Below are 13127 nucleotides of genomic sequence, written 5' to 3'. Positions count from 1 at the left end.
GATCGCGACGGCCACGGCGACCGCGCCGAGGTAGTCGAGGAGGAAGATCGACCCGCTGACTCCCCAGAGCATGGCGGCAAGTATGTCAGGAGCCGTGGCGTACCTCGGAGTCCCAGATCCGCGACCACGGGCGGCGCAGCCCTCGGGCGACGAAGATCGGCTCGCCGTTCTCGTCGTTGTCGACGTCGACCCGCTGGTCGACCCGGCCGGCCTCGGTGACCTCGGTGAACCAGGCGCGCAACCGGTCCGGGCGGGACCAGCCGACGACGATCACCACGTCGGCGTCGTCGGGCGGCCGGCCGAACGTGGCCATGCTGTTGTGCCCCGAGTACGCGCGGGGCAGTCCCCGCTGCGGCCCGTACCGGGCCAGCGCGCCGGCCTCGCCGTAGTTGCCGGTCAGCACCACCGCCCGGTCCCGCTCGGGCGGGGGCAGGGCGCGGTGCACGGCGGCGACCGAGTCGGCGAACTCGGGCCAGCCGATGGTCTCGCCCGCGTCGTAGTTCGCCGCGACCACGAACCCGGGCAGCCGGTCGGCGGGCAGCGTGGGCAGCAGCAGCACCGCGCTGCTCGCGGCCATCAGCACGGCGGCGGTGACCAGCAGCGCCTGCCGGACCCGGGGCGTGCCCCGCCGCGCCCACACGACGGCCGGCACCACCCCGGCGGCGGTGAGCACCAGCAGCAGCGGCGCGTCGTAGTAGCCCTTGCCGCCGGCCACCACCACGATCGTGACCACCACCAGCCACGCCCAGGCAAGCGACCGGTACGCCGCCCAGGACGGCCGGCGCAGCAGCGCGACCAGCCCGGCGACCCACACCGGAACCGCGAACGGGCTGATGATCAGGAACTGGAGCACCAGCGCGTCGATGCGGCCGCTGTAGGAGCTGTCGCCGTCGGCGATCGACGCGGCGACGTCGAGCTGCGGCAAGCCGTGCGTGGCCTGCCACGCCGCGTACGGCACGGCGAGCAGCACGGCGACGCCCGTGCCGGCGAGCACCCACCGGTCGCTCAGCAGCCGGCGTGGCCCGGCGATCAGCACCCCGGCGACCAGGCCGACGCCGAGCAGGGCGGGCAGCGGCTTGTTGAGCAGGCCGACGCCGAGCGCGAGCCCGGCGCCGAGCGCCCACCGGCTGTCGCCGGTGCGCAGCATCCGCACCACGCACAGCGCCGCGGCCAGCCACACCAGCAGGTCGACGCTCGTGGTGCTGAGCAGGTGGCCGCCGGCCAGCACGATGCCCGAGGCGGCGGCGAGCACCGCCGCGGCCGTCTGGGTGACGCGGTCGGCGCCGAACTGCCGGGCGATGGCGGCGACCAGCACCACCGCCGCGCCGCCGATGAACGCCGACGGGGTACGCAGCACCACCAGGTTGCCCGGCGCGATCGTGTCGGCCAGCCGGGCCAGCGCCGGCACGAGAGGCCCCTGGTCGACGTAGCCCCAGTCGAGGTGCCGGCCGCACAGCAGGAAGTACAGCTCGTCGCGGTGGTAGCCGTAGCGGCCGGCGAGCGACAGCAGCACGACGGTGAGGACCGCGCCCACCACCATGGGCGCTGCGGTACGCGGACCGGCGGGCGGCGGGCCACCGGGCGCGGCGGCCTGGCTCCGATCGACGTCGGCGACTGATTCGGCCACCTGCCCATGATGGACCGCACCGGTGGGCCGTCGATGCCCCGTGACCCTCGGCCGGGTGGACGGAAACCGGTGGCCGGACGGCCGGGGCGACGGTTAGCGTGCCCGGCGATGAGGATTCGTGACTACGCCGACGCCGACTGGGACCAGGTCTGGCCGATCTTCGCCGACGTCGTGGCCGCCGCCGACACGTTCGCGTACGACCCGGAATGGTCGCCGGAGACGGCGCGCGAGGTGTGGGTGGAGCGGCCGCCGGGGCGTACCTCGGTCGCGGTGGACCACGACGGCGCGGTGCGCGGCACCGCGAAGATGGGCCCGAACCGGCCCGGGCCGGGGTCGCACGTGGCGACCGCGAGCTTCATGGTGGCGGCGCACGCGCGCGGCCGGGGCGTGGGCCGTGCGCTGTGCGAGGACGCGTTGGACTGGGCGCGGCGGCAGGGCTTCGCCGCGATGCAGTTCAACGCCGTGGTGGAGACCAACACGGCGGCGGTGGAGCTGTACCGGCGGCTGGGCTTCACGGTGATCGGCACCGTGCCGGAGTCGTTCGCCCACCCGACGCTGGGCCGGGTCGGGCTGCACGTCATGCACCGGCGGCTGTGACATCGGCGGCCGGAAAACGCCTGGCCGGACCGGGTGGGTTGCTGACAGGCTGCCCGCCATGACCGCTCATGCCCTCGCCGGGGCGCTCGCCGACGAGCGCCGCCGGACCGTGTTCGCCGCGATCGTGCTCGGTGCCCGCGACCTGCCGGCCGTGGTGGCCCGCACCGGCCTGCCCGCCCGCGACGCCGCGGTGGCCGTACGCCGTCTCACCGACACCGGTGTGCTCGCCGATGACGGGGGCGGGCTGCGGGTCGACGCCGAGCGGCTGCGCGAGTTCGCCCGGGCCGGGGCGGCGTCTCCGGCGGCCCCGGCGGCGAACCCGCGCGAGACGATCCTGCGCACGTTCCTGCGTGACGGCACGCTGACCCGGCTGCCCGCGCAGCACGGACGCCGCCGCGTGCTGCTGGAACACATCACCGAACGCACCTTCGAGCCGGGACGTCGTTATCCGGAGCGGGAGGTGGACGACGCGCTGCGCCGGTGGTGCGAGGGCGGCGAGGCCGACCACGTGACGCTGCGCCGCTACCTGATCGACGACATACTGCTCACCCGTGAGCAGGGCGTCTATTGGCGGACCGGGCCGTGAGCGGCTGGAGCACGCACGTCGTACGCCCGGAGCAGCCGGACGCGACGCTGGTGCTGCGCGAGTACATGGCGGAGATGGTGCGCCGCTGGTACGGGCGTCCGGAGCAGCCGGGTGAGGTGGACGCCGCGCTGGCCGAGGACCCGAGCGACGACCTGGTCGCGCCGAGCGGGCTGCTGGTGCTGGCCCGCCGCGACGGTCGCCTCGCCGGGTGCGCCGGGCTGCGGTGGCAGCCGGACTGGGCCGAGCTGACCCGGGTGTACGTGCGCCCGGAGCACCGTGGCGCCGGTGGTGGAGCGGCGCTGATCGCCGCGGTCGAGGCGTACGCCGTCGGCGGCGGGGAGACGCGGATCCGGCTGGACACCCGCTCCGACCTGGTCGAGGCGCGGGCCCTGTACGCCCGGCACGGCTACCGGGAGATCCCCGCCTTCACCAGCGGCCCGTACGCGCAGCACTGGTTCGAGAAGTCACTGCCGGCGCGAGTTGACGACGCGGCGCGGGCGCGTTAAAACAGAACCAGGAACTTGAGTCACCAAGACTCAACTTGAGACCTTGGGCCAGGAGAACCGAGGAGGCAAGAGCCATGTTGATGCGTACCGACCCGTTCCGCGAGATCGACCGGATCGCCGAGCAGTTCTTCGGCACCGCCGCCCGGCCCGCCGTGATGCACCTGGACGCCTACCGCGACGGTGACCACTTCTACGCGGCGTTCGACCTGCCCGGCGTCGACCCGGACAGCATCGACTGCACCGTCGAGCGCAACGTGCTGACCGTCCGCGCCGAGCGCCGCCGCCCCAGCGGCGAGAACGTCGAACTGGTCGCCGCCGAGCGTCCGATGGGCACGTTCACCCGGCAGCTGTTCCTGGGCGACACGCTCGACACCGACCGGCTGGAGGCCGGCTACGAGAACGGCGTGCTGACGCTGCGCATCCCGATCGCCGAGCGCGCCAAGCCGCGCCGGATCACCGTGGCCACGCCCGCCGAGGGCAACGGCCGCCGCCAGCTCACCACCGCCTGACCGTCCACACCGACGCGGGGGAGGCCGGAGCGCCGGCCGACCCCGCGTTGTCGTACCAGCGCGCCTGATCGCCAAACCATCCGCGGGCTGAGAGCCTTTCTCACATGCTTCGCCCCGAGGTGCTGCCGCGCGCCCGCACCGCCGCCCTGCCCGCCGGCCCGGCCGACGTCACCGAGGCGTGGCTGCGCAACCGGCGGCTGTCCGAGCACACCCGTGACGCGTACCGCCGTGACGTCACCGGCTGGCTGAGCTGGTGCGCCGAGCGGGGGCTCGACCCGCTGCGGGCCACCTTCCTCGACGTCAACGCCTACGGCCGGGAGCTGGAGTCCACGCCGCGCGGGCGCGACGGCCGGACGCTCACGCCGGCCACCGTGGCGCGCCGGTTGTCCGCGTTGTCGAGCTGGTACGACTTCCTCGCCAAGCTGGGCGCGGTGACCGCCAACCCGGTGTCGGCGGCGGACCGGCCGCGGGTGGACCGGGACCACTCCGCCACCGTCGGCCTGACGCCGGAGGAGGTCGACGCGCTGATCGCCGCCGCCGAGACGGACACCGGCCCGACCGCCGCCCGCAACCGGGCCGCCGTCGCGCTCCTGGCCGACCTGGGGCTGCGGGTGGGGGAACTGGTCGCGCTGGAGGTGTCCGACCTGGGCACCGAGCGCGGTCACCGCAGCGTCCGCTTCGTCGGCAAGGGCGGCAAGGTACGCCGGCGCGCGCTCACCCCGGGCACCGCGTACGCCCTCGACGCCTACCTGACCGCGCGGGCCGAGGCGCAGGGCGTGACGGTGCCGGAGCTGACCGGTCCGCTGCTGGTCACCGCGACCGGCGGCCGGCTGGACCGGCATGCCGTGTTCCGGCTGGTGCGCCGCCTCGCGCAGCGCGCCGGGATAGCCGCCTGGGCGAAACTGTCGCCGCACTCGCTGCGCCACGCGTTCGCCACCACGGCCCGCTCGGAGGGAGTGCCGCTGGAGGACGTGCAGGACGCGATGGGGCACGCCGATCCGCGTACCACCCGCCGCTACGACCGGGACCGGCACAACCTGGACCGCGATCCGGCGTACGCGATCTGGGCGGCCCGCGCCCGCCGTCGCGGCTGAGCCGTCGCGCGGACCGGTCAGCCCTGCGGGCGGGGGCAGAGGCAGAACGGCTGCCCGATCGGGCGTACCGGCAGTCTGCCGCCGCCCCCTGACATCTTCGGCCCGTCACGGGCGCGCGGCGCAACCGCCTGCGCGGCGCGTTCCGGTTGCCTACCGTCGACGGTGATGGGCAGGCAGCAGGAGTGGCACCACACGGCCCGGCGGCGCCGGCCGCTACGCGCGGGCGTGCTGATCGCCGGTCTCGGCGTGGGCACCTGCCTGATCGGGGTGGCCGGGCTGGCGGCGTGGAACGCGCAGGTGGTGCTCCAGTCCGACGGGCCGGTCCGGGAGACCGCCGACGGGTTCTTCCGCGACGTCGCCGCCGGGGACACCGACGCGGCGTACGAGCGGCTGTGCGCCGAGGCCCGGGGTAGGTGGAGCAAGGCCGGCTTCGGCAGTTGGGTGCGTACGCCGCCGCAGGTCAGCGGCTACGAGATCGTCGACGTGTCGGTGGCGACCCGCTCCGGCAAGCCGACCGGGACGGTGATCGTGCGGATCAACCGTGACGGCGGCGGCAGCGAGGAACGTGAGTTGCCGATCGTGTCGGAGGGCGGGTCGTGGCGGGTGTGCGGGGACCCGTTCTGAGGCTCAGGCGCGGGGGCCGAGGTCCCCGGAGCGGTAGTGCCGCCGGCACAACACCTGGTAGCGCACGTCGGCGGTGTCCACGGTGTCGCCGATGACGACCTGGGCGCCCTCGCGGACCACCGCGCCCTGCACGACCCGGGCGTTGAGCAGCCCTTCCCGCCCACACCAGCACAGCACCTCGACCTGGATCCGGGCCACCTCGTCGGCAAGTTCGAACAGCCGCTGCGCGGCCGGGAACAGGCAGGAGCGGAAGTCGGTGGCCAGCCCGAAGGCGTAGACGTCGACGTCGAACCGGTCGACCAGTTCGGCCATCTGCTCGACGTGTTCGAGGTTGTAGAACGACGCCTCGTCGCAGATCAGGTAGTCCACCCGTACTCCTTCGGCCCAGGCGTCGCGGACCAGGTCGCGCAGGTCCAGGTCGTCGGTGACCTCGACGGCCTCGTGGGCCAGGCCGATGCGGGTGGTGACCTGCGGGCCCAGCGAGCGGTCGATGCGGGTGGTGACCAGGCCGCGGCGGCCCTGGCGGGCGTGGTTGTGGTTCATCTGCAACGCCATGGTGGACTTGCCGCAGTCCATCGGCCCCCAGAAGAACTTCAGGGCGGCGGCGTGCAGCGGCCGGCCGTCGACGCCGCGGGCGGCGGCGCAGCCGGCGGCTCGGTCGTCGCCCGGCCCCGGCAGGGGACGGGCCAGGCAGGTCGGGGCGGCGTCGTCGGTCACGTCGGGGCAGCCTAGTCCATCGACGCCGCCGGATCCGGTCCGCGATGATCGACCCGTCAGAGCACCCGGGGCGGGGTGTTGCCGGCGGCGATGATGGCCCGGCGCATCGGCACGGCGGCGAGCAGCGCGAAGCCGACCACGAAGAAGATCAACAGCGACACCAGGCCCACCCGGTACGACGAGGTCAGCTGGAACACCAGGCCGAACGCCAGCGGGCCGAGCCAGCTGGTGCCCTTGTCGCTGATCTCGTAGAAGCCGTAGTACTCGCCTTCCTTGCCGGCCGGGATGAGCTGGCTGAACAGCGACCGGCTCAGCGCCTGGCTGCCGCCGAGGACCAGGCCGATGCAGCCGCCGAGGATCATGAACGGCACGGGCGCCTCGGCCGGCAGCCGGAACGCGGCGATGATCACACCGGTCCAGAGCACCAGCGACAGCAGCACGGTCTTCCAGGCGCCGATGCGCTTGGCGAGCGCGCCGAGGGCGAGCGCGCCGCCGAACGCGAGGAACTGCACCAGCAGGATGGTGACGATCAGCGTGCTCTGGTCCAGTCGCAGCTCCTCGGTGCCGTACTGGCTGGCCAGGGTGATGACGGTCTGGATGCCGTCGTTGAAGACCAGGAACGCGAGCAGGAAGAACAGCGTCAGCGGGTACGTCTTGAGCTCGCGCAGGGTGCGCCCGAGCTGCCGGAACCCGTCGGTGAGCACATTGCCGCCCGCCTGCAACGCGGCGGCGGTGGGGTGCTCGCGCAGCCAGCGCAGCGGGACCAGGGTGAACGCCGCCCACCACACGCCGGCGGACACGATCGACCAGCGGGCCAGGTCCAGCGTGCGCTGGGCGTTGCCCTCCTCGCTGAGCATGGTGACGGCGACGAGGTTCAGCGCGAGCAGCAGACCGCCGCCGAGGTAGCCGATGGCCCAGCCGCGGCTGGAGATGCCGTCGCGCTCGTCCGGGCCGCCGAGTTGCGGCAGGAACGAGTTGTAGACGACCACGGCGGCGCCGAAGGAGATGTTCGCGACCAGGAACAGCGCGCCGCCGAGCAGGTAGCGCTCGCCGGTGACGAACGCGAACGCGATGGTCGCGCCGGCGCCGGTGAAGGCCGCCGCGGCGAGCAGCCGCTTCTTGTGCGCCGACCGGTCGGCGATCGCGCCGATCACCGGCAGCACGAACACGGTGAGGAAGACCGACAGCGAGATCAGGTACGGGTAGAACGAGCCGGCGGCGACCTTGACGCCCAGCGGGTACACCGCGCCGTCGCAGCTGTCCGCGCCCAGTTCGCAGCCGGCGGCCAGCTCGGTGACGGTGGTCAGGAACGGCCCGAGGAAGACCGTGATGACCGTGGTCTGGAACGCGGAGTTCGCCCAGTCGTAGAAGTACCAGCCGGTGCGCTCGCGGCGGGTGCTGCCCGGTCCGGCGGGGTCGGCGACGGCGGGGGTGACCGTATCGGCCATCGGGGGTCGTCCTCGGGGGGTCAGGCGGCCCAGTGGCCGCGGCTGCGGTAGACGTCGCGGAGCACGCTGACGTGATCGGTCATGATGCCATCCACACCAAGATCAAGTAAGTGGTGCATCTGGGCGGGTTCGTCGATCGTCCAGACGTGCACGTGCAACCCGATCCGGCGGCAGTACGCGAGGAACCGCCGGTCCACCACCGGCACCCGCCCGAAGGAGACCGGGACCTGCGCGGCGACCACGGACGGGGGCAGCCGCACCGGTCGCCCGTGCAGCGAGGCCAGCCGCAGCCGGGCCACGCCGCGCATGCCGAGGCTGGTGGCGACGCTCGGGCCGGCCAGCGCGCGCAGCCGCGACAGCCGGGCGTCGCTGAACGAGGCGAGCAGCACCCGGTCACCCGCGCCGGCCCGGGTGACGGTGGCGACCGTGGGCGCCACGCCGCCGTCGGACTTGACGTCGATGTTGAACCGCACCTGCGGCCAGGCGTTCAGCACGTCGTCCAGCCGGGGCACCAGGGCGGCCCCGCCGACGCGCACCGAGGTCAGGTCGGCCCAGCGCAGGTCCGCGATGCGACCGGGCTCGCCGGTGACCCGGCGCAGCGTCGGGTCGTGGAAGACCACGGGTACGCCGTCGGCGGTGGCGTGCACGTCGGTCTCCACGTACCGGTAGCCCAGGGCGACGGCACGGGCGAACGCGGCGGCGGTGTTCTCGTCGCCGTCGGCCGCACCGCCGCGGTGGGCGAACGCCAGCGGCGCGGGCGCGTCGAGGTAGCCGTGACGGGGCTGCACGCGGGCAGTATGCCCGGCCCGGGTGGCGCGCACATGGCCGGGCGATGAAATTACCTATCGTTCCCTATCGTGACTAAGATAGGGTGCGATGAGTAACGACATGTATTCGGTTGAGCAGGTCGCTGACCTGCTCGGGCTGCACGTGCGAACGGTGCGCGGCTACATCCGGTCCGGGCGGCTGCGGGCCACCCGGATCGGCAAGCAGTACCGGATCGCGCGCGCTGACCTGGACGCGCTGACCGGCCGGCCGGCCGTCGCGGCCACCGGACCGGCGGCGGAGGTGTCGAGCGTCCTGCGGCTCGACGGCGTCGACCGGACCGCCGCCGACCGGCTCGCGACGCTGGTGCTGGCCGGCGTGAACACCCACCACGACCCGGACCGTCCGCTGCGGGTGCAGACGGTCCACGACGAGGAGCGGCAACGCATGACCATCATGATCCTGGGCGACCTCACCGCCACCGCCGACCTGCTGCGCCTGGTCGACGGGGTGCTGGGCGGCGGCAACGACCTGCTCGGCGGCGGCCGTGACTGACCTGATGCAGGAGCGCGCCGGCGTGGCGGTGCTGGTCTGCGATCCGGACGGCCCGCCGATCGCCACCGAGCGCGACGCGCTGGACCTGATCGGCGCGGCGTTCCTCGGCGCGACTGTGGTGGCGGTGCCGGCCGAGCGGCTCGACCCCGGCTTCTTCACGCTCGGCACCCGCTTCGCGGGCGAGGTGATGCAGAAGTTCGTCAACTACCGGCTGCGCCTGGCGATTGTCGGCGACATCTCCGACCACATGGAGCGCAGTGGCGCGCTGCGCGCGCTGGTGGCCGAGTCCAACCGCCACGACCAGGTGTGGTTCGTACCGGACCTCGACGCCCTGGACGCCCGCCTGCGCGCCACCCCCTGACCCCCGTCGATCTTGCGCTTGCGGCCCTCGTTCGGGGCGGTTTGCCGGGTTCAGCCGGACAGCAACTGCAAGATCAACGGGGGCGGGCGGGGGCGGTGGCTGCGTCGCGGGTTCCCGGCGGCGGGTAGGGCTGCTCCGCGAGCAGCCGGGCCAGGTGGGCGCTGTTGAGCGCCAGCGCGGCGGTGGTGCGGCCGGTCGTGTCGGGTTTGGGGCGGGCGTCGACGTAGTCGGTCTTGTGCAGCGCCTCGCCGACCCAGTAGGTGGCCCCGGCGGCCGGGCAGGTGAACCCCACCTCGTTGAGGGCCTGCTGCACCTCGGCGATGGTGTGGTGCGCGCCGTCCTCGTTGCCGACCACTGCCACCCCGCCGACTTTGCCGTAGGTACGCAGGCGGCCCTGGTCGTCGGTCTCGGACAGTTCGGCGTCCAACCGTTCCAGGACCATCTTGGTGACCGACGAGGGCTGACCGAGCCAGATGGGCGTGGCGATGATCAGGATCTGGGCGGCGAGCAGCTTGGCGCGGATGGCGGGCCAGCCGTCGCCGGCACCCTCGTCCGCGGAGACCCCGAAGCGCACGTCGTGGTCGACCACGCGGACGATCTCGCCGTCGACACCCTGATCGGCCAGCGCGTCGAGCACCTCCTGACCGAGCACCTGGGAACTGGACGTCGCCGGTGAGCGCTTCAGGGTGCAGTTGAGGACGAGTGCTCGAACAGCGGTCATGGCCGGATCCTCTCCGCCTCGGGATTGCGGGACTTGATACCCGCCTCCGGGGCCGGGATGCGTCAGCCGGGGCGGTGGCGGCGGTGGGCGCGGGCGGTGTCGACCGGCCGGCCCGGGTCGACGTGGCGCGGCAGGTCCGGCTCGTCGGGGCGCAGCGGGACCAGGTCGTCGGTGATCGCGTCGATGATCCGGTCGGTGGCGTGCCGGGCCGCGCCGGGAGAGCCCGACCGCAGGTCGTCGATCGGCACCGGGGCGCCGAAGTGCCCCGGATGGCGGGCCGGCGGACGAGCGCGCGGGCCACCCCACGCAGCATCCCCTTGGGCGCGCGGTACGGCAGTACCTCGTGCGAACCCCACTGCGCCACCGGTACGACGGCGGCGCCGCTGGCGAACGCGAGCCGGGCCGTGCCGGTCTTGCCCCGCTCGGGCACATGCCCGGGTCGAGCCCGATGCGCCCTCCGGGTAGACGAGCACCACCGAGCGCCGGCCACGGCCTGGGCGGCGACTCAGCGAGCGGTGCACGGCGGCGGTGCCGCGGTCGACGCGGATGTGCCCGGCGCGGCGCATCAGCGCCCCGATCACCGGGGTGCGGAACAGGCCGCCGGTGGCCATGATCCGTGGCGCGACGTCGCGGACCCGGCAGGCGGCGGCGAGCACGACCGGGTCGAACGGGCTGATGTGGTTGGCGGCCAGGATCAGCGGGCCGCGGCGCAGCGCGTCGGGCACGTCGCCGGTGACCTCCAGCCGGCCGACCAGCCCGACGGCGGCGCGGGCGAGCGTCTGCGCGCCCCGCCACAGCAGCGGCGCGCGCCAGAGGGTGCTGTTCATCAGTGCTGGATGGTCGCACGCGCAGGGGTGGCGGCGGGAGCCGGTGGGGGTCCTCCGGCAAGGGTGATCAGGGTCATTGGTCCCGGGCCGGGTGGGGCCCTGCGGCCCTGCTGCTTTCGCTACGACGCCGAGTAGTATCTACTACGTCTCGTAGTATGCACAGCTGGGGGTTTTCTGGTGGACGCGTTGGACGTCGCCCGCTGGCAGTTCGGTGTCACCACCGTCTACCACTTCTTGTTCGTGCCGTTGACCATCGGCCTGTCCGTGCTGGTGGCGATCCTCCAGACCATGTGGCACCGCACCGGTAACGAGCGGTACCTCAAACTCACCAAGTTCTACGGCAAGCTCTTCCTGATCAACTTTGCGATGGGTGTGGTCACCGGCATCGTGCAGGAGTTCCAGTTCGGCATGAACTGGAGTGACTACTCCCGCTTCGTCGGTGACATCTTCGGCGCGCCGCTGGCCATCGAGGCCCTTGTGGCGTTCTTCCTGGAGTCCACGTTCATCGGCCTGTGGATCTTCGGCTGGGACCGGCTGCCCAAACGCCTGCACCTGGCCGCGATCTGGGCCGCCGCGATCGGCACCAACCTGTCGGCGTACTTCATCCTCGCCGCCAACTCGTTCATGCAGAACCCGGTCGGCTTCCGGATCAACCCGGAGAGCGGCCGCGCCGAGCTGACCGACTTCGTCGCCGTGCTCACCAACAAGGTCGCCCTGGTCACCTTCCCGCACACGCTGGCCGGCTCGTTCCTGGTCGCCGGGTCGCTGATGGTCACCGTCGGCCTGTGGCACGTGATGCGCAACCGCGACAGCGCCGACACCGGCGCGTACCGCTTCGCCACCAAGCTCGGCTCCTGGGTCGTCCTGATCTCCTCGGCGCTGGTGATCCTCACCGGCGACATCCAGGGCAAGATCATGACCGAGGTGCAGCCGATGAAGATGGCCGCCGCGGAGGGCCTCTACACCACCGAGAGCCCCGCCTCGTTCTCCGTGCTCACCGTCGGCAGCCTCGACGGCAGCCGCGAGATCTTCGCTCTCAAGATCCCGTACCTGCTGTCGTTCCTCGGCACCGGCGACCCCAACGGCACCGTGCAGGGCATCAACGACCTCCAGGCCCAGTACGCCAGCCAGTACGGCCCCGGCAACTACGCACCGATCATCCCGGTCACCTACTGGAGCTTCCGCTTCATGATCGGCTTCGGGCTGGCCGCCGCCGCGATCGCGCTGCTGGTGCTCTGGAGCCAGCGCAAGGGCCGCACCCCCACCAGCAAGTGGCTGCTGCGCGCCGGCCTGGTCATGCCCGTGCTGCCGCTGCTGGCCAACTCCTTCGGCTGGATCTTCACCGAGATGGGCCGCCAGCCGTGGATCGTCTTCGGCGAGATGCTCACCCGTGACGGCGTGTCCCGCAGCGTCTCCCTGACCGAGGTCCTCACCTCCTTCACCGCGTTCACGCTCATCTACGCCGTCCTCGCGGTGGTCGAGTTCAAGCTGCTGGTCCGCTATGCCCGCGCCGGCGTCCCGGACGTCACCCCGCAGACCGACGACGACGACACCGACGACGCCGAGCGCCCGCTGGCGTTCGCCTACTGACACCCCGGAGCCCAACCGTGGAACTGACGACCGTCTGGTTTCTCCTCGTAGCAGTGCTCTTCACCGGCTACTTCATCCTCGAAGGCTTCGACTTCGGCGTCGGGATGCTGCTGCCGGTGCTCGGCCGCGACGACCGGCAGCGCCGTGTCCTGATCAACACCATCGGCCCGGTCTGGGACGGCAACGAGGTGTGGCTGATCACCGCCGGCGGCGCCATGTTCGCCGCCTTCCCCGAGTGGTACGCCACCCTGTTCTCCGGCTTCTACCTGCCGCTGCTGCTCATCCTGCTGGCCCTGATCGCCCGCGGCGTCGCCTTCGAGTACCGCCACAAGCGGCCCGAGGCGTCCTGGAAGCGCCGCTGGGACCAGGCCATCTTCTGGGGCTCGGCGATCCCGGCCGTGCTGTGGGGCGTGGCGTTCGCCAACATCTTCCGCGGCGTGCCGCTGGACGCCGACCACGAGTACGTCGGCGGGCTGCTCGACCTGCTCAACCCGTACGCGCTGCTCGGCGGCCTGACCACGCTGGGGCTGTTCCTCACCCACGGCGCGGTGTTCCTGGCGCTCAAGACCACCGGCGACATCCGCGAGCGCGCCGGCGCCC

16 protein-coding genes are annotated in these 13127 nt (G+C 72.8%); 10 read left to right on the top strand and 6 right to left on the bottom strand.

Translation table 11 applies throughout. From position 1 onward, the window contains the following. Window positions 1-85: 85 nt before the first annotated feature. Window positions 86-1627: a glycosyltransferase family 39 protein gene (locus MCBG_RS04315; protein WP_043324058.1), complete on the bottom strand. Its 1542-nt coding sequence runs from the start codon at window positions 1625-1627 to the stop codon at window positions 86-88. A 108-nt stretch (window positions 1628-1735) separates the two neighbouring features. Between MCBG_RS04315 and MCBG_RS04310 the strand changes: the two genes are divergently transcribed. The 6 genes from MCBG_RS04310 (at window position 1736) to MCBG_RS04285 (ending at window position 5543) form a co-directional block, all read left to right on the top strand. Further along, window positions 1736-2224, top strand: coding sequence for a GNAT family N-acetyltransferase (locus tag MCBG_RS04310; RefSeq protein ID WP_043324056.1), 489 nt, complete (start codon window positions 1736-1738; stop codon window positions 2222-2224). Between the two features lie 58 nt (window positions 2225-2282). Next, window positions 2283-2810: a DUF2087 domain-containing protein gene (locus MCBG_RS04305; protein ID WP_043324054.1), complete on the top strand. Its 528-nt coding sequence runs from the start codon at window positions 2283-2285 to the stop codon at window positions 2808-2810. Continuing rightward, window positions 2807-3316 carry a GNAT family N-acetyltransferase gene (locus MCBG_RS04300; protein ID WP_043330134.1) on the top strand — a complete coding sequence of 170 codons (510 nt, stop codon included), beginning with the start codon at window positions 2807-2809 and terminating at the stop codon, window positions 3314-3316. Before MCBG_RS04305 ends, MCBG_RS04300 begins: the two co-directional genes overlap by 4 nt. A gap of 74 nt (window positions 3317-3390) precedes the next feature. Next, window positions 3391-3825, top strand: coding sequence for an Hsp20/alpha crystallin family protein (locus MCBG_RS04295; RefSeq protein WP_030504676.1), 435 nt, complete (start codon window positions 3391-3393; stop codon window positions 3823-3825). Between the two features lie 104 nt (window positions 3826-3929). Then, complete coding sequence (locus MCBG_RS04290) at window positions 3930-4919, top strand: tyrosine-type recombinase/integrase (RefSeq protein ID WP_043324051.1); 990 nt, start codon at window positions 3930-3932, stop codon at window positions 4917-4919. Between the two features lie 165 nt (window positions 4920-5084). Then, window positions 5085-5543 (top strand): Rv0361 family membrane protein, encoded by a 459-nt coding sequence (locus MCBG_RS04285; protein ID WP_043324049.1) that lies wholly within the window; start codon window positions 5085-5087, stop codon window positions 5541-5543. 3 nt (window positions 5544-5546) lie between these two features. Here MCBG_RS04285 and MCBG_RS04280 read toward each other — a convergent pair whose 3' ends face one another. The 3 genes from MCBG_RS04280 to MCBG_RS04270 all read right to left on the bottom strand — a co-directional run bounded on the left by MCBG_RS04280 (window position 5547) and on the right by MCBG_RS04270 (window position 8496). Further along, the gene (locus tag MCBG_RS04280) at window positions 5547-6233 is read right to left on the bottom strand and encodes a thymidine kinase (RefSeq protein WP_369799353.1); all 687 of its coding nucleotides are present in this window, start codon (window positions 6231-6233) and stop codon (window positions 5547-5549) included. A gap of 83 nt (window positions 6234-6316) precedes the next feature. Beyond that, complete coding sequence (locus tag MCBG_RS04275) at window positions 6317-7708, bottom strand: MFS transporter (RefSeq protein WP_043324045.1); 1392 nt, start codon at window positions 7706-7708, stop codon at window positions 6317-6319. A 20-nt stretch (window positions 7709-7728) separates the two neighbouring features. Then, window positions 7729-8496, bottom strand: coding sequence for a glycerophosphodiester phosphodiesterase (locus MCBG_RS04270; protein WP_043330133.1), 768 nt, complete (start codon window positions 8494-8496; stop codon window positions 7729-7731). An 88-nt stretch (window positions 8497-8584) separates the two neighbouring features. Between MCBG_RS04270 and MCBG_RS04265 the strand changes: the two genes are divergently transcribed. Both MCBG_RS04265 and MCBG_RS04260 read left to right on the top strand, forming a co-directional pair. Continuing rightward, entirely contained in the window at window positions 8585-9028 is a 444-nt protein-coding gene (locus MCBG_RS04265; RefSeq protein ID WP_223201060.1) for a helix-turn-helix domain-containing protein, read from the top strand. Further along, a complete protein-coding gene (locus MCBG_RS04260; RefSeq protein ID WP_043324041.1) occupies window positions 9021-9389 on the top strand; it encodes a DUF4180 domain-containing protein in 369 nt (122 codons plus the stop codon). The genes MCBG_RS04265 and MCBG_RS04260 overlap by 8 nt, the downstream gene beginning before the upstream one ends. Window positions 9390-9462: 73 nt before the next feature. Here MCBG_RS04260 and MCBG_RS04255 read toward each other — a convergent pair whose 3' ends face one another. Further along, the gene (locus tag MCBG_RS04255; protein WP_043324040.1) at window positions 9463-10110 is read right to left on the bottom strand and encodes a flavodoxin family protein; all 648 of its coding nucleotides are present in this window, start codon (window positions 10108-10110) and stop codon (window positions 9463-9465) included. A gap of 62 nt (window positions 10111-10172) precedes the next feature. Next, window positions 10173-10937 (bottom strand): lysophospholipid acyltransferase family protein, encoded by a 765-nt coding sequence (locus MCBG_RS04250; protein WP_255358581.1) that lies wholly within the window; start codon window positions 10935-10937, stop codon window positions 10173-10175. A 177-nt stretch (window positions 10938-11114) separates the two neighbouring features. On the opposite strand from MCBG_RS04250, the gene MCBG_RS04245 reads away from it, so the two are divergent. Then, on the top strand, window positions 11115-12527 hold the full coding sequence (locus tag MCBG_RS04245) for a cytochrome ubiquinol oxidase subunit I (RefSeq protein ID WP_043324038.1): 1413 nt from the start codon (window positions 11115-11117) through the stop codon (window positions 12525-12527). Between the two features lie 17 nt (window positions 12528-12544). Further along, on the top strand, window positions 12545-13127 hold a 583-nt coding region (gene cydB, locus MCBG_RS04240), incomplete at its 3' end, for a cytochrome d ubiquinol oxidase subunit II (protein WP_043324036.1).

Source organism: Micromonospora sp. M42 (assembly GCF_000568915.1).
Classification (GTDB): domain Bacteria; phylum Actinomycetota; class Actinomycetes; order Mycobacteriales; family Micromonosporaceae; genus Micromonospora; species Micromonospora chalcea.
Note: the sequence above shows the minus strand (reverse complement) of the source record. Positions and strands in the feature narration are given on the sequence as shown.

Bases quoted from the DNA above. Each gene is read 5' to 3' on its own strand.
- MCBG_RS04310 (WP_043324056.1), top strand. From the start codon at position 1,736: ATGAGGATTCGTGACTACGCCGACGCCGACTGGGACCAGGTCTGGCCG.
- MCBG_RS04305 (WP_043324054.1), top strand. From the start codon at position 2,283: ATGACCGCTCATGCCCTCGCCGGGGCGCTCGCCGACGAGCGCCGCCGG.
- MCBG_RS04295 (WP_030504676.1), top strand. From the start codon at position 3,391: ATGTTGATGCGTACCGACCCGTTCCGCGAGATCGACCGGATCGCCGAG.
- MCBG_RS04290 (WP_043324051.1), top strand. From the start codon at position 3,930: ATGCTTCGCCCCGAGGTGCTGCCGCGCGCCCGCACCGCCGCCCTGCCC.
- MCBG_RS04285 (WP_043324049.1), top strand. From the start codon at position 5,085: ATGGGCAGGCAGCAGGAGTGGCACCACACGGCCCGGCGGCGCCGGCCG.
- MCBG_RS04275 (WP_043324045.1), bottom strand. From the start codon at position 7,708: ATGGCCGATACGGTCACCCCCGCCGTCGCCGACCCCGCCGGACCGGGC.
- MCBG_RS04265 (WP_223201060.1), top strand. From the start codon at position 8,585: ATGAGTAACGACATGTATTCGGTTGAGCAGGTCGCTGACCTGCTCGGG.
- MCBG_RS04255 (WP_043324040.1), bottom strand. From the start codon at position 10,110: ATGACCGCTGTTCGAGCACTCGTCCTCAACTGCACCCTGAAGCGCTCA.
- MCBG_RS04250 (WP_255358581.1), bottom strand. From the start codon at position 10,937: ATGAACAGCACCCTCTGGCGCGCGCCGCTGCTGTGGCGGGGCGCGCAG.